The 13,744-nt window shown below is 55.3% G+C and carries 15 protein-coding genes and 2 tRNA genes; 7 read left to right on the top strand and 10 right to left on the bottom strand.

Annotation, left to right across the window (positions count from 1 at the left end; genetic code table 11):
• Positions 1-13: 13 nt before the first annotated feature.
• Together TIRI35C_RS09290 and TIRI35C_RS09285 are read right to left on the bottom strand one after the other, a co-directional pair.
• On the bottom strand, positions 14-583 hold the full coding sequence (locus TIRI35C_RS09290; RefSeq protein WP_188202621.1) for a hypothetical protein: 570 nt from the start codon (positions 581-583) through the stop codon (positions 14-16).
• A gap of 50 nt (positions 584-633) precedes the next feature.
• Positions 634-1,830, bottom strand: a complete 1,197-nt coding sequence (locus TIRI35C_RS09285; protein ID WP_188202620.1) for a proteasome-activating nucleotidase — start codon at positions 1,828-1,830, stop codon at positions 634-636.
• 217 nt (positions 1,831-2,047) lie between these two features.
• On the opposite strand from TIRI35C_RS09285, the gene cas6 reads away from it, so the two are divergent.
• On the top strand, positions 2,048-2,797 hold the full coding sequence (gene cas6 / locus TIRI35C_RS09280) for a CRISPR-associated endoribonuclease Cas6 (RefSeq protein ID WP_188202619.1): 750 nt from the start codon (positions 2,048-2,050) through the stop codon (positions 2,795-2,797).
• Here cas6 and TIRI35C_RS09275 read toward each other — a convergent pair.
• The gene (locus TIRI35C_RS09275) at positions 2,754-3,662 is read right to left on the bottom strand and encodes an MraY family glycosyltransferase (protein WP_188202618.1); all 909 of its coding nucleotides are present in this window, start codon (positions 3,660-3,662) and stop codon (positions 2,754-2,756) included. The two genes, cas6 and TIRI35C_RS09275, sit on opposite strands and share 44 nt — an antisense overlap.
• Positions 3,663-3,718: 56 nt before the next feature.
• Between TIRI35C_RS09275 and TIRI35C_RS09270 the strand changes: the two genes are divergently transcribed.
• The gene (locus tag TIRI35C_RS09270; protein ID WP_188202617.1) at positions 3,719-5,041 is read left to right on the top strand and encodes an HAD family hydrolase; all 1,323 of its coding nucleotides are present in this window, start codon (positions 3,719-3,721) and stop codon (positions 5,039-5,041) included.
• A gap of 5 nt (positions 5,042-5,046) precedes the next feature.
• A complete protein-coding gene (locus tag TIRI35C_RS09265; RefSeq protein WP_188203187.1) occupies positions 5,047-5,412 on the top strand; it encodes a DUF2304 domain-containing protein in 366 nt (121 codons plus the stop codon).
• On the opposite strand, the gene TIRI35C_RS09260 is transcribed toward TIRI35C_RS09265, so the two are convergent.
• From TIRI35C_RS09260 to TIRI35C_RS09250, 3 genes are read right to left on the bottom strand one after another with little or no spacing between them, the layout of a single operon-like run.
• Positions 5,409-5,945, bottom strand: a complete 537-nt coding sequence (locus TIRI35C_RS09260) for a deoxycytidylate deaminase (protein ID WP_188202616.1) — start codon at positions 5,943-5,945, stop codon at positions 5,409-5,411. The genes TIRI35C_RS09265 and TIRI35C_RS09260 overlap by 4 nt on opposite strands.
• Positions 5,946-5,951: 6 nt before the next feature.
• Positions 5,952-6,734 carry a M48 family metallopeptidase gene (locus TIRI35C_RS09255; protein ID WP_188203186.1) on the bottom strand — a complete coding sequence of 261 codons (783 nt, stop codon included), beginning with the start codon at positions 6,732-6,734 and terminating at the stop codon, positions 5,952-5,954.
• Positions 6,735-6,739: 5 nt separating this feature from the next.
• The gene (locus tag TIRI35C_RS09250; protein WP_148883348.1) at positions 6,740-7,105 is read right to left on the bottom strand and encodes a BlaI/MecI/CopY family transcriptional regulator; all 366 of its coding nucleotides are present in this window, start codon (positions 7,103-7,105) and stop codon (positions 6,740-6,742) included.
• Positions 7,106-7,243: 138 nt separating this feature from the next.
• Between TIRI35C_RS09250 and TIRI35C_RS09245 the strand changes: the two genes are divergently transcribed.
• Positions 7,244-7,321: transfer RNA gene (locus tag TIRI35C_RS09245), tRNA-Arg, on the top strand.
• Positions 7,322-8,163: 842 nt separating this feature from the next.
• Here TIRI35C_RS09245 and TIRI35C_RS09240 read toward each other — a convergent pair.
• Positions 8,164-8,241, bottom strand: a tRNA-Val gene (locus TIRI35C_RS09240).
• Positions 8,242-8,283: 42 nt separating this feature from the next.
• Entirely contained in the window at positions 8,284-9,078 is a 795-nt protein-coding gene (gene dph5 / locus TIRI35C_RS09235; protein ID WP_188203185.1) for a diphthine synthase, read from the bottom strand.
• A 110-nt stretch (positions 9,079-9,188) separates the two neighbouring features.
• On the opposite strand from dph5, the gene TIRI35C_RS09230 reads away from it, so the two are divergent.
• Positions 9,189-9,920 carry a helix-turn-helix domain-containing protein gene (locus TIRI35C_RS09230; protein WP_167891330.1) on the top strand — a complete coding sequence of 244 codons (732 nt, stop codon included), beginning with the start codon at positions 9,189-9,191 and terminating at the stop codon, positions 9,918-9,920.
• A 2-nt stretch (positions 9,921-9,922) separates the two neighbouring features.
• Here TIRI35C_RS09230 and TIRI35C_RS09225 read toward each other — a convergent pair whose 3' ends face one another.
• Positions 9,923-10,708 (bottom strand): 4-phosphopantoate--beta-alanine ligase, encoded by a 786-nt coding sequence (locus TIRI35C_RS09225; RefSeq protein ID WP_188202615.1) that lies wholly within the window; start codon positions 10,706-10,708, stop codon positions 9,923-9,925.
• Positions 10,709-10,912: 204 nt separating this feature from the next.
• Between TIRI35C_RS09225 and TIRI35C_RS09220 the strand changes: the two genes are divergently transcribed.
• Entirely contained in the window at positions 10,913-11,755 is an 843-nt protein-coding gene (locus TIRI35C_RS09220) for a sulfide/dihydroorotate dehydrogenase-like FAD/NAD-binding protein (protein WP_188202614.1), read from the top strand.
• Complete coding sequence (gltA, locus tag TIRI35C_RS09215) at positions 11,756-13,198, top strand: NADPH-dependent glutamate synthase (protein ID WP_188202613.1); 1,443 nt, start codon at positions 11,756-11,758, stop codon at positions 13,196-13,198.
• A 19-nt stretch (positions 13,199-13,217) separates the two neighbouring features.
• Here the strand turns inward: gltA and TIRI35C_RS09210 are convergent, their stop codons facing one another.
• Positions 13,218-13,682: a hypothetical protein gene (locus TIRI35C_RS09210; protein WP_188202612.1), complete on the bottom strand. Its 465-nt coding sequence runs from the start codon at positions 13,680-13,682 to the stop codon at positions 13,218-13,220.
• Between the last annotated feature and the right edge of the window lie 62 nt (positions 13,683-13,744).

The following is a 13,744-nucleotide window of genomic DNA, read 5'->3' as shown; positions in this document are numbered from 1 at the left end:
GTTCTTTACATAATCAACCAGTACAGTTTGGGGGCATAAACGGTTCAAGCACCACCGTTGAGAGCGTCCCCTTGTATTTGAAGAGGCCGTCCTGGACTTCTACTGTAACCCACATTAGAAGCCTCTCTTCGGGTGCCCGATCCAAAAACGTCAGCTCGTATGTTCCTTCTCCCGCTTCACCGAGGTCTTTGACCTGAATGAGGTAGGTCATTCCTTCCGGGTCCTTTTCCCTGCTGATCTCAACTTTTCCGTACCAGGGAGGCTCGACCTCAAGGTACAGGGCGTTTAGAAACTCCCTTTTTACCACCACCCGTATGTAGAGCGTCCTCGCACCTTCCCTAGGGGTTATCCAGAGGCGTATCTTGTCGAAGCTTCGCGTGATTACGACGTAAAAATGCCCGCTGAAGTTTGCCCTCAGGCTCTCGTCCCGTCCCACCCAGCTGGCGGGATTCTCTGAATCGGTGTACGATACCTTGGAGAGATGGGGTTCGAGTGTCATGGGTACTTGGCTCGCGATGGTAAGGATCACTACGATGATGGCTACACCCAGAACGTAGACATGTCCCTTACTCAACCCTCCCACCTGCGGAAATACCACAACAAAGGATAAAAAAGTTGCGATGAAAGTTGCCTTCAGCCGTACATGACCTCGTGCATGGCTATCTGCTGGGCGAGCCTCTGCTCCGCGCCGAAGACCTTCTCGATGGCCTTCATGAAGTCCTCCTGGGTGACGTACTCGCGCCTCGCCCTTATGGCGAACATTCCGGCCTCGGTCGCTATGGCCTTCAGGTCCGCACCGCTGGCCCCATCGGTCATCTCCGCGATTACGCGCAGGTCGACGTCCTTGAGGTTCATCTTCCTCGTGTGCACCTTGAGTATCTCCAGCCTGCCCTTGAAGTCCGGAAGCGGAACTTCTATCAGTCTGTCGAACCTGCCGGGTCTCAACAGAGCTGGATCGAGGATGTCCGGCCTGTTGGTTGCCGCTATGACTTTCACGTTGCCCCTTGGGTCGAAGCCGTCCATCTCCGCCAGGAGCTGCATAAGGGTTCTGTTGACCTCCCTCTCGCCGCCTGTGGTTTCGTCCATCCTCTTCGCTCCTATCGCGTCTATCTCGTCTATGAAGATTATGGTCGGGGCCTTTTCTTTGGCGAGTTCAAACAGCTCGTGAACCAGCCTTGCCCCTTCGCCTATGAACTTCCTCACGAGTTCGCTGCCAACGACGCGGATGAAGGTTGCGTTGGCCTCGTGAGCCAGGGCCTTGGCCATTAGCGTCTTTCCGCAGCCGGGCGGACCGTAGAGGAGAACCCCCTTAGGCGGCTCGATTCCGACCTTCTCGAAGAGCTCCGGGTGCCTTAGTGGAAGCTCTATTGCCTCCCTGAGTTCCTGAAGCTGTTTCTCCAGGCCGCCTATGTCCTTGTAACTGACGGTGGGTCTCTCGATGACCTCAAACCCGAGGACGCTTGGGTCTTTCTCGCTGGGAAGAAGCTCCACGACGGCCATCGTCCTCTGGTCGAGGGCAACCCTCGAACCGGGCTTGAGGTTCTCGCGCTCGATCCATGGCGCTATCCTGACGACAAAGCGCGGGCCGTTGAAGTTCTGGACTATCGCTCTGTCCTCGTCGAGCAGTTCGAGAAGCGTGCCCGCGAATGCCGGGGGCTGCCTTAGCCGGGACATCTCCATTCTGAGACGGGAGAGCTCTCTCTCCAGCCTCTCCTTGTCGGCTTCCAGGGTTCTCACCTGGAGCTCGAGCTGCCTTATGCGTCTCTTCAGATATATGACGTAATCATCGTACTCGTCCGATGGTTTGATATCGACGTTTTCAACGCTCATAACCTTTCACCTCTCACAATTAAGGTTTCTGTAGAAGGGTCTTTTTAACTCTATCCTTCCCGGGAGAGTTGGAGGGGCGATTTATATAATTGTTGGTACAAAACGTGCGGATTCTCCAAACATCTCTTTGAAGTAATCCTCCGTTGGTTTAATTTGCGAAATTCTTATTAACTTTAAACGCAGAGTATAGAAAGGTTATACCAAGGGGTGGGTTGTAATGAGGGTGGAGATAAAGTTCAGGCCCGCAGAGGAGGGCACGATTCTGCCGTTTAACTACAATTATGACGTTTACACTCAGTTAGTGGCCAAAATGGCCATAGTTTCCCCTGAAATAGCCAGGGAAGCTGAAGTGAGCCATGTTGACTACTTCACGTTCTCCCGCATAATGGTGCGGAAGCGCGAGCTCATCCCAGACCGGGGGATTAGGGTTCTCTCGGACGACGTCTCGCTCTACATCTCGTCCTCCTCGAACGAGCTGATAAAGGCTGTTGTTGAGGGCTTCATCGACAGTCCAATCCTGCAGATAGGGGACGCCACATTCATCGCCGATGACATAAAGGTTCTCAAGGAGCCCAGGATAAAGGAAAGCGCCCTGTTCTCGACGCTGAGTCCAATAATGGTCAGGACGGTTAAGCTGAGCGGCAACAGGATGAAGATATGGGATCTCTACCCCAACGAGGAGAGCTTCTTTGACAAGCTCCGCAAGGTAATGCTCATGCGCTATTCCGCCATAATGGGTGAGATGCCCGAGGAGAGGGACTTTTCAATAGACGTTGTCAAGTTCAAACCCGTCAGGATACTCGTTAAGGATACCTACTACCGCGGCTCGCTCATGATATTCCGCTACACCGGCTCCTCCGAGATCGCCCGCTTCGGCTATGAGAACGGTTTTGGGGAAAAAACGAGGTACGGCTTCGGAATGGTCAAAGTGATAGATGAAGAGCAAGAACCAGAAGCCCAAGGATGAACTCTATCCCCCAGACTATCGCGACGAGCCTCGGCTCGTTCACCTTGACCTTTCTCATTATCGTTCCCAGAAAGCTGGGGTACGGCGGTGCTTTCAGCGTCCCGTCGGGCAGGACTTCCGTTCTTCCGTGTTTCCTGACCCCAAACCTAACCCCAACAGCCTTTATCACGAAGTCCAGAAAGTGCGGGACGAGGAGTATCGCCGCGTAAAGTTCAGCCTTTCCGAGTATTCCGACGAGCCCAATCAGCGCGCCCATGCTCAGCGTTCCGGTATCACCGGGGAAGACCCTCGCGGGGTAGCGGTTCCACCACAGGAACCCCAGGGCGGCGCCGAATCCCGCCAGCGCCAGACCCCTGGCGGGTCCGTCGGTTACCACGGCCAGAAAGCCCAGGGCCACGGCGGAGGTTCCAATCTCAAGGCCGTTGAAGCCGGCCAGCAGGTTCACCAGGTTTGCCGAGCCCGTAACGAAAAGCACCGCGAAGACGGGGTAGAGGATTCCGAGATCGATGGTGTGGCCGAGGATGTCTATCCGCGAAGATACCCCGAAGAACACAGTCGGAACCGCGACCAGGAGGGAGAGGGCCACCTTGTGGGACTGTCTGAGTGCCGTCAGGTCGTCCACGATTCCAACGACTCCGAAGAGCAGGAATACAAGGAGGGCCCGGGCGGTTTCGGGATTGAGGGACGGTGCCAGCGCCAGGGGGATGGCAACGAGGAGCGCCAGTCCGCCCATCTCGGCAACTTCGGGCCGGTCGAGCTTGTGTATGTCCCTTCCGGTGATGCCCGCTCGCTTCAATCTCCCTGCGAGGTACGGGGTGAGGATGAGGGTTAGGGTTAAACCTATAAGCGGAGCAGCCTCTATCATATTCAGGCACCCTTTGCTTGTAGGAACGCCCAAAAATAAACCCTTCGGTGGACGGCATGGACGTGAGGCTCGTAGTCTTCGACCTCGATGGAACGCTCGTTGGTGCTCCAAAACCCTTCACTCAACTCAAGGAGGAGCTGAAATCCAGGCTCCTGGCGGAAGGAATACCCGGGGAGACCCTCGGGGACCTCACTCCTATGTACGAGAATCTTCAGAGGATAGCGGGGGAAACGGGCAGGGATTTCGGAGAACTCTATTCTCATATGGTGGAGCTTGAAACCGAGCGCATATCGGAGAGTTTTCTTTTTGAGGGCGTCAGGGAAACCCTGGAGTTTCTCAGGGAGAAGGGCATCCAGATGGCTGTGATGACCCGCAGCTCCAGGAAGGCGGCCCTCAGGGCCCTTGAGATGCACGGCATAGCGGGATATTTCAGCGTGGTGTTCACGCGGGACGATGTTCCTCCGGCGGAGCTTAAGCCGAACCCGGGCCAGCTGAAACGGATAATAGAAGCCCTCGGCGTTGAGCCGACCAGAACCCTCGTGGTCGGCGACCACGGTTACGATATCCTGCCGGCGAAGGAGCTTGGGGCGCTCTCGGTCATGATAACCTCTCACGAGTCTGGAAGGATGAGCTTCTCCGTCGATGTGGAGTCTGACTTCGAGGTTCCAACGATGGAGGAGTTCAGAAATCTGATTGAGGCCCTTCTGGACACGTATATAGTCGTTCCTGCCTACAACGAGGAGCGCATGGTGGGCACCGTTTTGGAGGATCTGCTGCGCTACTTCAGGCACGACGAGATAATCGTTGTCAACGACGGCTCCCGCGACAGAACCGAGGAGATAGCCCGCTCAAAGGGCGTTCACGTTCTCACGCACCTGGTCAACAGGGGGCTCGGCGGTGCCCTCGGCACGGGCATCGCCTACGCGCTCAGGAAAAACGCCCGGCTGATCCTCACCTTCGATGCCGACGGCCAGCATCTCGTGAGTGATGCCCTCCGCGTAATGAAGCCCGTCGCCGAGGGTAGAGCGGACTTCGCGGTCGGCTCCCGCCTCAGGGGCGACACCAGTCAGATGCCGTTTGTCAAGCGCTTTGGCAACTTCGTCCTCGACGCGATAACAGCGGTCTTTGCCGGGGAGTACGTCAGCGACAGCCAGAGCGGACTTCGGTGTTTCAGCCGCAACTGCGCGGCCAGAATAAGGATAACCTGCGACCGTTACGCGGTTTCGAGCGAAATCATCATTGAGGCTGCCAAAGGTGGGTGCAGAATAGTCGAGGTTCCAATAAAGGCGGTCTACACGGAGTACTCGATGAAAAAGGGCACCAACATATTTGAGGGCGTTAAAATCGCGCTCAACCTGCTGTTCGATAAGCTGAGGTGATGGATGTGTATGCGGTTCAGTACATAGCCATAGCAGTTGTACTGGCCCTGATGCTCTACGTGCTTGGCAAATATGGAAAGAGGGAACTTGAGTGGGGTGACCTCCTGTTCTGGGTAGTCATTCTGGTCGGCCTCCTGGTGGTCTCAATATTCCCCATTGAGATAGCCATGACGATAAAGCAGCTCCTGGGTCTCGGAAGGGGTCTTGATTCGCTCTTCGTCGTTGCCATAGGGCTGGCGTACCTGATGATATTCAAGGTCTACCTTGCCGTGGACAGGACTGAGAGGGAGATAACTGAACTGACGAGAAAGATAGCGATAGAGCTTGAGGAAATAAGGGAAATGCTTGAGGAGATTGAAAAGAAGAGCTAACCCTTGAACTCCCCAAAGAGTTCTTCCAGGAACGCTTTAACGCGCTCCTTTGGCAGTTTGAACTGTCGTATTTTCACTATCCCCTTCCTCTGGGCCTCCTTCAGCAGAATCTCGGTCGCTTCGTTGGGGTACATCTCCTCGTAGACTATCTCCTTTATTCCGGCGTTTATGACCAGCTTGAAGCAGATGTCGCAGGGGAAGTGGGTGACGTAGAGCGTTGCCCCCTCAAGGCTTATGCCCTTCCTGGCCGCCATCGCTATGACGTTCTGCTCCGCGTGAACGGCCCTGTGGCAGTGTCCATCGACTATCAGGCAGCCGGCGTCGATGCAGTGATCCATTCCGCGCGGGGCCCCATTGTAACCAGTGGCCAGGATGTAGCCGTCCTTGACTGCTACTGCCCCAACGCGGAGCCTCGGGCACGTCGCCCGGAGCGATACGAGCTTCGCTATGAGCATGAAGTACTCGTCCTTGGTCGGTCGGATTCGCTTTATCCTGTCCGCCTTCTCCCTGTCCAGGAAGATTTCAACCGGCATGGCTCATCACTGCATGCGCTTATTGAACATGTTGTTTCCGTTCATCTCAATGATTATCCGGAATATCCTTTCATCGTAGCTCGGGTGGGTCTCGATTATTTGAACCTTCTGCTTCCTCTCGATTGACGGCTCGATGCTCGGGAGCACGTTTGATTTGATGCCGATGCGGAGGTCCTCGTAGTACTTCAGCTCCTCCAGGGCGCGCTTGAGGTTCATTGGTGTGTCGAGGAGCCTCAGGGCGGTCTCGTCAGCCTGGAACTCCCTCTCCTTGTGGAAGTTCGCGCGGGTAACCTCATAGAGTCCCAGGAGCGTCAGTGATGCGGCGCTGATAACTAGGCTTCTGGTCAGGAGCATCAGGATTCCTGTGAACATTACCATGAGATACCTCCCGTAGGCAAGAACCGGGAATGTCCGGGTGTCGCCGTTCTTTATGTGTCCCAGCTCGTGCGCCGCCACCGCCAGTATCTCCTCCTGGTCGAGGACTTCGAACAGGCCGAGGGAGAGCACTATCGTGTTCTTGAATGAGTACGCGGTGGGGATGTACTCGTCCAGTATGTATACCCTTGGCATCGGCAGGCCCGCCTTCCTGGCCATCTCTGCGATGCCGTCGTAGAGCCAGGGCATCTCGTTCCGCTGGAGTGGGACGTACTCGCCCTTGATGTCGTGGGTTGAGGCCCACACATAGAGCGCCAGCACGGTCCCGAAGGCCACCAGCGATATCTCAAGGCCTAGCTCAGCCAGTGCTATCACTGCCAGCAGGACCTCGAGGGCCATTATGATGAACAGCATCGTCATCACTTCTTGATCTTGGACAAGTAGGCATAGGTCGCCTCCTTGAAGTTCGTCATAAGGGCATCTAGTATGCTCTGGACGACCTTTTCTTCAAACTCCTCCCTGGTGGCGGTTATGGCGTAGACGTATCTCATCCCACCCCGTCCCTTCTCGACGCTCCTCTTGAGCAGCCCTCTCTCGCAGAGGCGGTTCATGAGTATGCTTATGGTAGAACGCCTTATGTCTGGGTGCTTCTCCTTCATGTACTCGTAGACCTGGCCGGCCGTTGCCACCTTGACCTTCCACATGTGCTCCATTATCTCCGCCTCGAGCGGCGGGAGAACGGCCTTCATCCCCTCCTCGGTAAGCTTGAACTCGTGCGGCTCCATGTTACCACCATCCTTCCCTGATGTATGATAGGGTGTCGGGGCTAAAAAGTTTTTGTGCAATTGGGTACCACTGTGTACAGTGCCCCGTTTCGGGAAGAATTAGATTTTTAAATCCTCTCCTTGAATAACTATGGGCGTGGGCCGGTGGCTTAGCATGGATAGAGCGTCGGCCTCCGGAGCCGAAGGTCGCGGGTTCAAATCCCGCCCGGCCCGCCACAACGAAAGACAAGGGGGCTCCGCCCCCTTATCTCTCTGTACTCTCAAACCCCCGAGGTGGGGTTCCACCCCACGTTAAGAAACTTTTCTGGAGAAAAGTTTCATCAAAAATGGCATGCCTTTTAGAGGTGCTAACCTAATTTAAGGGTTTGCTTTAAACTCCATCCTTGTGATAGGGGTTTCTTCTCCTTAGCGCCCTTCGGGCGCTGTTTTTGAGCAAACCCCATTCCAATGGACTCTCATGAAAGTAAACCCCAAACAACCGCCCACTTGACAATGCATGCAACATCTTCAAGCCCCTCTTGGGCAGTCGGAACTTTTTGGTCAAGCTTTGCGCAAGCAAAGGTTGCTGGGGGGGCTAACGCCCCCACACCCCCAGAGCTTTGCCAACCAAGCCAGCTTTGGGAAAATCAAGCATGAATTCTGAAATCCGCAGGTGAATGAGGGTTTAATATCAAGCCTTGTCATTTGACATTGTTGGGAGTGAAACGCTATCAGATCAACAAGCGTTTTTAGAATTGCACGTCATTTTTCCGCCAGCGCTGAAACTTTGCCTGCGCAAAGTTTCATCAAAGTTTGTGATTCTTTCGTGGATTGCTGTTTAGGAAGGTTTTCACTTGAATTGGCAGTTCTAACTGAGATTCTTTTGAGCTACGCATCTAAAAAGGGTTCGAGTTTTTAGCGCTCCCTGGAGCGCGAGTTGAAGTCGAACCCGTTAAAGAACGCTCTTTTGACAATGAATCCAAAGTACAATCCGACCACTGAAAAACCCACTAAAAATTTAGCCACTCAAAAGGAATCACGACCTTTTGATCAAACTTTTGCTCTGCAAAAGTTTGTACTGGTGGGCCCGCGGGGGTTCGAACCCCGGACCTCCGCCGTGTGAGGGCGGCGTCATAACCAGGCTAGACCACGGGCCCGTCCCCGGAATAATGGGTGGGGAGAGAAATATAAAGCTTTCGCTAGATTCCGTCGAGTATCTCTTTAGGGGCCCCCGCGAAGGCCACCAGGTACTCCGCCTCGACTACGTGGAGCCTGCCCGGAACGACCATAACGTGGGGCTGCTTTCCAAAGTCCTCCCTGATCATGTCCCTGACGTATCCTGCCCTGAGCGTCGGGTTCAGCGAGCCCGCCCTCGCAAGAACCACCACCAGCGTGTCCGGGGTGAAGACGTTTTCCTTCTTCATTTCCTCTACCTGGAGCAGTATCTCCATCGCCTCGTTTGCCGTCATATATCGGTTCTGCTCGGCCTTTATGTCGAGGAAGAGCATCGTGTGCAGGTTTCTTTCCATGTTCTCCTTTATCACGTCGTAGTGGCTCGTCGGAAACCAGTTCTTCTCGGGGTAGGCAACGGTTGCGCTCTTGCCAAACTTGTATATCTGCAGTCCGGTTATCGCTATCGCCGAGTAGATGCTCGGGGCGTGAATGACGTAGCTCTCGATTCCTAGCTCCTTGGCCCGTATCCTGAGGTCGGAGTGTGTCGTCGCCACCATTGGATCGCCTGCGGTGAGGAAGGCCACGTCCCTCTCCTTGGCTTCGCTCAGCACAATGCGCTCAAAGTGAAGTTCGACCTCCTCCCTGCTCAGTCGTCGAATTGGCTTTCCGATAAGCTCTTCCACCTTATCCAGGGTAGTACCCGCCAGGAGGGAGGTGTAAAATTCCGCAAAGATTAAGTCGCACTTTCTGGCGGTTTCAAGTCCTTTGAGCGTGATGTCCCTCTCGTCGTAAAGGCCGAGTCCTATGAAGTATATCGCCATGAGCCTCACCGGGGAGCGTAGGGCGGGGAGTTTTTAAGGTTGACTTTCAAAGCAAAGTTTGTTAGGCAATTGCCGAAAAGCTTATAACGATTGACGAATATTTTACCAACATGCTTGAAAAGGAAAAAGAAGCCCTGGCAAAGAGAATAGCGGGGGAAATAACTCTCTCCTCCGACCCCGGCAAAACCATGCGCAAATGGCGCGAGATCTTCGGAATCAGCCAGACAGAACTCGCCGAATACCTCGGCGTCTCTTCTTCAGTCATAAGCGACTACGAGGGGGGCAGGAGGAAGAGCCCGGGTGCGTCGACCATAAGGAAGTTCGTTGAGGCCCTCCTGGAGATCGACGAGCGTCGCGGTGGAAACGTCATCAAGGCCTTCAGCAAGACCATCGGTAGCGAGCTTCCGACGAGCGCAATACTCGACATCAGGGAATTTGCTCTGCCTCTCACCATTAGAGATCTGGTCGGGGCCGTGAAGGGGGACGTCGTAGCCAACATGCACCTCCTCGACAGGCGCATATACGGTTACACCGTTGTTGACAGCATAAAGGCGATCCTTGAGATGAGCAGCGAGGAGTTCCTCAAGCTCTATGGCTGGACGACGGAGAGGGCACTGATATTCACCAAGGTCACGACTGGAAGGAGCCCGATGATAGCGGTTCGCGTTCAGGGGCTCAAACCGGCCGTCGTGGTTCTTCACGGGGTCAAGAAGCTCGACGAGCTCGCAGTAAAGCTGGCCGAGCGCGAGAGAGTCCCGCTGGTCATCTCTCATGCGTCAAGTGAGGCGGAGCTAATAACTGGGCTCAGAAGGCTCGTTGAAAAAACGGAGAAGGAGCTATGAGCTCACTCCAATCTTTCCTTGCGCCACACCCCTCCCTGGGCTAGCCGGGTTAACCTGTCCTGTATATGGGTGAGCACATCGCTCAGTGTTTTCCCATTATCGTATTCCTCCAGTATTGCAAGAAGCTCCTCCCTGCTGTAGTCCTTCATCTCCCTGGCCAGTTCAGTCATCCTCGGATAAGCCCGGACTATATTGTCAACGATGGTTATGTCTGCCATTCTCGCCGAACGGGAAAGCGGGTTGAGGTCGACGGTGATCACGAACTTGCCCATCCTCACGAGAGCCTCCGTTCTGTCGCCGTCCTCCAGCGGGACGACCACCACGTCGGCGTTCCAGATGCCTTCCTCATCAACCTTTCCCCTCTCGTGCTCCAGGCCGGGGATGCGCTTCGTGGGGTTTATTCCGAGGAGCTCCACATCGGGATCGTGCTTCCTCAGCTCCTTGGCTATTGCCCTAACGCGCTCCTCCGTGCGGTAGAACAGGTTTATCTCAAGCTTAGCATTCAGCGCTTTTGCCAGCTCTATCGTCTCCTTTGGAACTAACGCGGCAACGTTGCCGTTGACCGAGATAACCGGGTGCTTCGCCAGGATCAGCTTGGCAACGGCTGCGCGCATGGCCCTCTCCGCAGGCTCTATCGTCTTCTCCCCTATAAGGTAGTCAAAGGCCTCACCGCGGCCGTGGGCTATCAGCCCTGCCTTGGCGGTCATGCCCTTCTCCATCCCCTCGATGATCTTCTCCCTGTAGTACAGGCTCCAGTAGCGCGGGTGGCTCTTCGGTATCTCCACCATTCATATCACCGATTGAAGTTACTCACTCATGCTAAAAAGGCTTCCCAAAGCGGAAGAAGCCCCTATCGGGCTCTAAAGGGGGACGCTCTGGCCTTGTTTTGGGCGAAAAGGAGTTCTAAACCTTTGGTTCAAAAAACTGTTATAAACTCAAAGTTCAGAACTTAAGGTGAACAAAACTGTTCATATGTACGGGAGGTTTCATCCATGTACCGAATTACTGCGAAAGAAGAACTGGATGTTAGGGATTTCTTTATGGAGGTCGAGGCGCCACATGTGGCTAGAGCATGGAAGCCGGGCCAGTTTGTTGTTTTACTGATACACAAGAAGGGCGAGAGGATTCCGATGTCCGTCTATTACGCCGACAGGGAAACCGGAAGGCTGGGGATGTTCATCAGGAGGCACGGGAAGACCACCTTCGACCTCTGGGACAACTTCGACGTTGGCGACTCCCTCTACGCGGTTGCCGGACCGCTCGGGATGCCGATAGAGGTTAAGCACTACGGGAACGTCGTCTTCGTCTCCGACGCCGTCTGCGGCCAGGCTGAGAACTACGCCACGCTCAGGGCAATGAAGGAGGCCGGGAACTACACCATCTCCATCCAGACCTTCGAGGACAGGGCCCACTCCTACCCCGAGAAGTTCTTGGCGAAGCCCGTGGCCGACGAATACTACCTCACCACTGAGGACGGCTCTCGTGGAATCAAGGGACACTACCTCGACGTTCTGAGGGAGCTCATCGAGAAGGACAAGGTGGACATAGTTTTCGGCGGCGGAAAGCTGGGCTCGCTAAAGAAGCTCGCCGACCTGACCAGGGAGTACGGAATTCCGACCATCGTCACGGTGAGGCAGATAATGGTGGACGGAACCGGCATGTGCGGCTCTTGCAGGATACTCTACGACGGGGAGATAAAGTTCGCATGCAGGGACGGGCCGATGTTTGACGCCCACAAGGTGGACTGGGACGATGTCATAAGGCGTGACGGCAGATTCGTCCGCGAGCAGGAGATTGCCAAAAAACACTACCTCGAGTCAAAGGGGGTGGTCTGAATGGCGGTCAAGCCAAAGCTCATCAAGGAGCGCGTTCCTACGCCCGAGAGACCCGTTGAGGAGCGGGTTAAGAGCTTCGTCGAGGTCAACCTCGGATACGACTTTGCCTCGGCCGTAAAGGAGGCCGAGCGCTGCATACAGTGTCCTCCGGAGTACGCACCATGTATCAAGGGCTGTCCGGTTCACATCAACATACCGGGCTTCCTGAAGGCCCTCCGCGAGAACGCGGACAATCCGGATGAGGCCGTAAAGAATGCCCTGCGCGTTATCTGGAACGACAACACCCTGCCGGCAGTTACCGGCCGCGTCTGCCCGCAGGAGGATCAGTGTGAGGCGCCGTGTGTCATGGGCAAGGTCGGAGACCCGATAAACATCGGGAAGCTCGAGAGGTTTGTAGCTGACTACGCGCGCGAGAAGGGCATAGACGAGGAACTCCTCTGCGAGTTCAAAGAATCCTGCACCGGAACAGGAGGCTCCGTGGCGGTGGTGGGTGCCGGGCCAGCTGGCCTGACCTGCGCCCTCGAGCTGGCGAAGATGGGTTACAAGGTCACCATCTTTGAGGCCCTCCACGAGGCGGGCGGAGTGCTGATGTACGGCATTCCCGAGTTCAGGCTGCCCAAGGACATCCTCAAAACCGAGCTGGAGAAGCTCGAGAAGCTCGGTGTTGAGGTGAAGACCAACTACATAGTTGGCAAGACGGTTACCATCGAGGAGCTCCTTCAGGAGTACGACGCGGTCTTCATAGGCACCGGGGCTGGAACTCCAAAACTGCTCAACATACCCGGAATACTCCTCGACAGGATATACAGCGCCAACGAGTTTCTCACTAGGGTGAACCTAATGAAGGCATACCTGTTCCCCGAGTACGACACTCCGATAGCGATAGGGAAGAAGACCATAGTCATAGGCGCCGGGAACACGGCCATGGACGCGGCACGCTCCGCGCTCAGGCTCGGCTCCGAGGTCACGATAGCTTACCGCCGCGGGAGGGAGGACATGACGGCCAGGATTGAGGAAATCCATCACGCCGAGGAGGAGGGGGTTAAGTTCGAGTTCTTCCTCACGCCGGTTGAGTTCATCGGCGATGAGAACGGCAAGGTCAAGGCGGTTAAGTTCGAGAAGATGCGCCCGCTCGAGGAGAGGGACAAGCGCGGAAAGAGAAAGATAGTCGGAACCGGGGAATACGTGACCCTCGAGGCAGATACAGTCATCATAGCGATTGGTCTGGAGCCCAACAGAATACTGGTTGAGGCCAGCGGTTTTAAGGCCAACCCGGATGGAACGCTTGTTGTGGACGAGAACCTCATGACCAGCATTCCAGGAGTCTTCGCCGGCGGAGATGCGATAAGGGGAGAGGCAACGGTTATACTGGCGATGGGGGACGGAAAGAAGGCTGCGAAGGCGATAGATGCCTACATCAAGCAGAAGAAGGCAAATGCCTGATCTTTCTTTTTCTCGCCCCCTACCACTGCCTTTTTCTATCCCCGACGAAGAACTTCATGAAGCCCGAGAAGTCCTCGCCGCGGAAGGCCGCGTAGAGGCTCTGAGTTTCCTCTGGAGTGAGCCACTCGATTCTCTCTGGAATTCCCTCCTCAAGGAGGTAGAGTATCTCGTCGCCCTTTCTGGCCACGTCGAGGGTGTAGATTTTTTTCTCGTGCTTTCTGGCCAGCTCGATCTCCCTGACGACCAGGGAGGTGAACTTGCCGACTATGGCTATCGCCACGAATATCTCCGCCTCTGGAATCAGGTGGTCGGTTGTTCTGAGGCCGTAGTCGGAGGGGATTACAAAGTTGTTGGAGCCGAACTTTTCCTCGAGTATCTCCAGGATAGCCCGCTCTGTGTGGGTGTGGTAAAGTATCGTGGGCTCGCTCAGGTAGACGAGCGGGCCGTAGGTTTCGCGCTTCTTTTTCTTGAGGAATCCAAGCATGGAACCACCTCAGGTGGGGATAATGTCATCATCTTGGCGTCAGGAGGGATGACACTCTTCAT

Origin of the sequence: Thermococcus camini (genome assembly GCF_904067545.1) — an archaeon.
Taxonomy (GTDB): domain Archaea; phylum Methanobacteriota_B; class Thermococci; order Thermococcales; family Thermococcaceae; genus Thermococcus; species Thermococcus camini.
This window is presented reverse-complemented; position numbering and strand designations above follow the sequence as displayed.